This window comes from Caballeronia sp. (assembly GCF_049581465.1).
Classification (GTDB): Bacteria; Pseudomonadota; Gammaproteobacteria; order Burkholderiales; family Burkholderiaceae; genus Caballeronia.
The window spans coordinates 1-3,758 of sequence record NZ_JBAUSA010000835.1 but is presented as its reverse complement, the minus strand read 5'-3'; the positions used below and the strand labels follow the sequence as shown (position 1 = coordinate 3,758).

Sequence of the window (3,758 nt, the reverse complement as noted above, 5' to 3'; positions counted from 1 at the left end):
GTGTCAAGCCGAAACGCTTGGCACTGTCTTCGTCGGCGAGAAGAAGCGCTGCTGCGCCGTCGTTCACGCCCGATGCGTTGCCTGCCGTCACCGTGCCGTCCGGGCGCACCACGCCTTTCAGCCGCGCGAGCGCTTCCATGCTGGTTTCACGCGGATGTTCGTCCTGCGTGACGATGACCGCATCGCCCTTTTTCTGAGGAATGCTCACCGACACGATTTCCTGCGCGAGCGTGCCATCCTTCTGTGCGCGCGCGGCTTTCTGCTGGCTGCGCACGGCGAACGCGTCCTGATCTTCGCGGCTCACCTTGAAATCGGTCGCCACGTTCTCGCCCGTTTCCGGCATGGAATCGACGCCGTACATCTTCTTCATCAGCGGATTGACGAAACGCCAGCCGATGGTCGTATCGTGGATTTCAGCCTGACGCGAGAACGCGCTCGTCGCCTTGCCCTGCACGAACGGTGCGCGGCTCATGCTTTCCACACCGCCCGCGATCATCAGCGCCGCTTCGCCCGACTTGATCGCGCGGGCAGCCACGCCGACGGCGTCCATGCCCGAACCGCACAACCGGTTGATCGTCGTACCGGACACGCCTTCCGGCAAACCTGACAGCAGCGTCGACATGCGCGCGACGTTGCGATTGTCCTCGCCAGCCTGGTTCGCGCAACCGTAGATCACGTCTTCGACGGCGCTCCAGTCCACTTCCTTGTTGCGCTCCATCAGCGCGCGCAACGGCACCGCGCCGAGATCGTCGGCACGCACGGAGGACAGCGCGCCGCCGTAACGGCCGATGGGCGTACGGATCGCGTCACAAATGAAAGCGTCTTTCATGCAAATCTCCTTGACTCTATGTATTCAAGCTCGGCGGATTCAAACTCCATGGATTCGAGCTCGATCTATTCAAGCAATGGCATCAGGCCGGCGTCGCCGCTTCGAGCGGCACATACGTGAGCGGAACGTTCGCCAGTTTTTGGAGCTCTTCGAGAGAAAGGCCATCGACGATTTCGCGCACGACGAAACCTTCCTTCGACAGGTCGAACACGCCGTGATCCGTGTACACGCGCGTCACGCAATTCACGCCCGTCACAGGATACGAACAGTCGGCCACGAGCTTGCTTTCACCCTGTTTGGTCAGCAATTCCATCATTACGTAGACTTTTTTCGCGCCGATCGCCAGATCCATCGCGCCACCCACCGCAGGAATCGCATCGGGTGCGCCGGTGTGCCAGTTCGCGAGATCGCCCTTCGCCGAGACCTGGAACGCGCCAAGCACGCAGATATCCAGATGGCCGCCGCGCATCATCGCGAACGAATCCGCGTGATGGAAAAAAGCGCCGCCTGTCAGCAAGGTCACATGCTGCTTGCCCGCGTTGATCAATTCGTCGTCTTCGGCGCCTTTCGCGGGCGCGGGACCCATGCCCAGCAGACCGTTTTCGCTGTGCAGGAAAATCTCGCGATCCGCCGCGAGGTGGTTGCCCACGAGCGTCGGCACGCCGATGCCGAGATTCACGTAGGCGCCTTCGGGAATGTCGCGGGCCACGCGTTGGGCCATTTCGTCACGAGTCAGTTTTTTCATGTCGATATCCTGTTTTTACGCGGCTTGTGCGGAACCTGCCGCCAACTCGGCCGCGTGCTCGGCCTGTGGCACTTCGATCACGCGCTGCACGAAAATGCCTGGCGTCACGATGTTTTCCGGGTCGAGCGCACCGAGCGGCACGACTTGCGACACCTGGGCAATCGCGATCTTCGCCGCGCTCGCCATGATCGGCCCGAAATTGCGCGCCGTCTTCCGGTATACGAGATTGCCCCACCGATCGCCCTTGTACGCCTTGATCAGCGCGAAATCCGCGTGCAGCGGAGATTCGAGCACGTAGTGCCGGCCATCTATAAACCGCGTCTCCTTGCCTTCCGCCAGTTTCGTCCCGTATCCGGTCGCCGTAAAGAACCCGCCAATCCCTGCGCCCGCCGCGCGAATGCGCTCCGCCAGATTGCCCTGCGGCACCAGTTCGAGTTCAAGCTCGCCCGCGCGATAAAGCCCGTCGAACACTTGCGAATCGCTTTGTCGCGGAAAGGAGCAGATGACCTTGCGCACGCGCTTCGCCTTCAACAGCGCTGCCAGGCCTGTTTCGCCGTTGCCGGCGTTGTTGTTGACGATAGTGAGATTGCGCGCGCCCTGCTCGATCAGCGCGTCGATAAGTTCGGACGGCATGCCCGCCGTGCCAAAGCCGCCGATCATCACGGTCGCGCCATCCTGCATATCCGCCACGGCCGCGCTGAGCGAGTCAAAAATCTTGTTGATCATGCCGTCCTTCCTTCGTTTGTCTCGATGTCCGGTGCTTGCTTTTGTGAGTTCGCTGTGCGAACATCGATTCGTTTAGCGAACAACCGCATCTTATTCGTGCATTCGTTGCGGTGTCAATGAAACTCTTGACGAAACTCGGGTTTATACCTATTAGGCTTTCTTTGGAGTGACTTGTGATGACCCCGGACATCATGGAAAGCGAATCTACAGAAGTGACGTCACGCCCCGGCGATGCCTACGTGCAGTCGTTCGCGCGGGGTTTGTCGGTGATCCGTTCCTTCGACGCCACTCGCCCGGCCCAGACCTTGTCGGAAGTCGCGGCCGCATCGGGCCTGACGCGCGCCGGGGCACGCCGCATCTTGCTCACGTTGCAGGCGCTCGGTTATGTCGATGCAGACGGCCGTTACTTCACGCTCACTGCCAAGATACTCGACCTCGGCTTTGCCTACCTTACTTCGATGCCGTTCTGGAATCTCGCTGAACCGGTCATGGAAGAACTGGTGGAACGTGTCCATGAAAGCTGCTCCGCCGCAGTGCTGAACGGCTCGGAGATCGTGTACGTGCTGCGCGTGCCAACGCACAAGATCATGACGATCAACCTGTCGATCGGCAGCCGCCTGCCGGCCTTTTGCACGTCGATGGGGCGCGTACTGCTCGCCGCGCTGGACGACGACAAGCTCGACGCGGTCCTTGATGCACATCCTTTGGAAGCACGCACGCCGCGTACCATCGTCGATAAAGCCGCGCTCAAGAGCGCGCTCGCCCTCGTGCGGAAACAGGGCTGGGCGATCGTCGACCAGGAACTGGAGGAAGGGCTGATCTCGATGTCCGCACCGATCCGCGATCGCCAGGGTCGCGTGATTGCCGCGTTGAACATCAGCGGCAACGCGCAGCGCAAGAGCGCCAAGCAAATGGTGAAGGCGTTCCTGGAACCGTTGCTCGACGCCGCGCAGAGGGTGTCGGAGATGGTCGCGAGACGTGGCTGAATCATCATGGCCATCAAACCCGACGACCTCGACCTGAACCTGATTCCGTACCTCGTCGCAATCGAGGAAACGCGCAACGTAAGCCGCGCGGCCGAACGGCTGGGCGTGAGCCAGCCGCGCGTGAGCACCGCGCTCGGGCGCCTTCGCGCTCATTTCAACGACCCGTTATTCGTGCGCACGTCGCGTGGCATGGACCCGACGCCGCGCGCGCTCGCGCTCGTGCCCGCTGCGCGCGAGGCGTTGAATCGTATTGAACGCGGGTTGCTCGACACGCCGCATTTCGATCCCGCCAACGCCGCCGGCACATTCTCGATCGCGCTGTCGGATGTGGGTGAAATCGTGTTCTTGCCGCGCCTGTTGCAGACGCTCGCCAGTGTCGCGCCACGGGCAAATCTGCGCTCCGTATCGCTGAAACACGATCAGGTCGAGCGCGCGCTGGAAAGCGGTGAAATCGATTTGGCCATCGGTTATT

General features: G+C 61.5%; 5 protein-coding genes. 2 read left to right on the top strand and 3 right to left on the bottom strand.

Features of this window, described 5'->3' with window-relative positions; translation table 11 throughout:
* From WCA53_RS20505 to WCA53_RS20495, 3 genes are all read right to left on the bottom strand, one after another.
* Positions 1–829 (bottom strand): acetyl-CoA C-acyltransferase (locus WCA53_RS20505; RefSeq protein WP_423914952.1); only part of this gene is annotated, 829 nt, incomplete at its 3' end.
* An 82-nt stretch (positions 830–911) separates the two neighbouring features.
* Positions 912–1,574, bottom strand: a complete 663-nt coding sequence (locus WCA53_RS20500) for a 3-oxoacid CoA-transferase subunit B (protein WP_423914949.1) — start codon at positions 1,572–1,574, stop codon at positions 912–914.
* A gap of 15 nt (positions 1,575–1,589) precedes the next feature.
* A complete protein-coding gene (locus tag WCA53_RS20495; RefSeq protein ID WP_423914947.1) occupies positions 1,590–2,300 on the bottom strand; it encodes a 3-oxoacid CoA-transferase subunit A in 711 nt (236 codons plus the stop codon).
* Between the two features lie 176 nt (positions 2,301–2,476).
* Here WCA53_RS20495 and WCA53_RS20490 point away from each other — a divergent pair, with 176 nt between their 5' ends.
* Positions 2,477–3,286 (top strand): IclR family transcriptional regulator, encoded by an 810-nt coding sequence (locus tag WCA53_RS20490; RefSeq protein ID WP_423914945.1) that lies wholly within the window; start codon positions 2,477–2,479, stop codon positions 3,284–3,286.
* A gap of 6 nt (positions 3,287–3,292) precedes the next feature.
* Positions 3,293–3,758, top strand: a 466-nt coding sequence (locus WCA53_RS20485) for a LysR family transcriptional regulator (RefSeq protein ID WP_423914943.1), incomplete at its 3' end; no start/stop codon positions are given.

Excerpts from the sequence above, each read along its gene's own strand:
- WCA53_RS20500 (WP_423914949.1), bottom strand. The coding sequence starts at position 1,574 with ATGAAAAAACTGACTCGTGACGAAATGGCCCAACGCGTGGCCCGCGAC.
- WCA53_RS20495 (WP_423914947.1), bottom strand. The coding sequence starts at position 2,300 with ATGATCAACAAGATTTTTGACTCGCTCAGCGCGGCCGTGGCGGATATG.
- WCA53_RS20490 (WP_423914945.1), top strand. The coding sequence starts at position 2,477 with ATGACCCCGGACATCATGGAAAGCGAATCTACAGAAGTGACGTCACGC.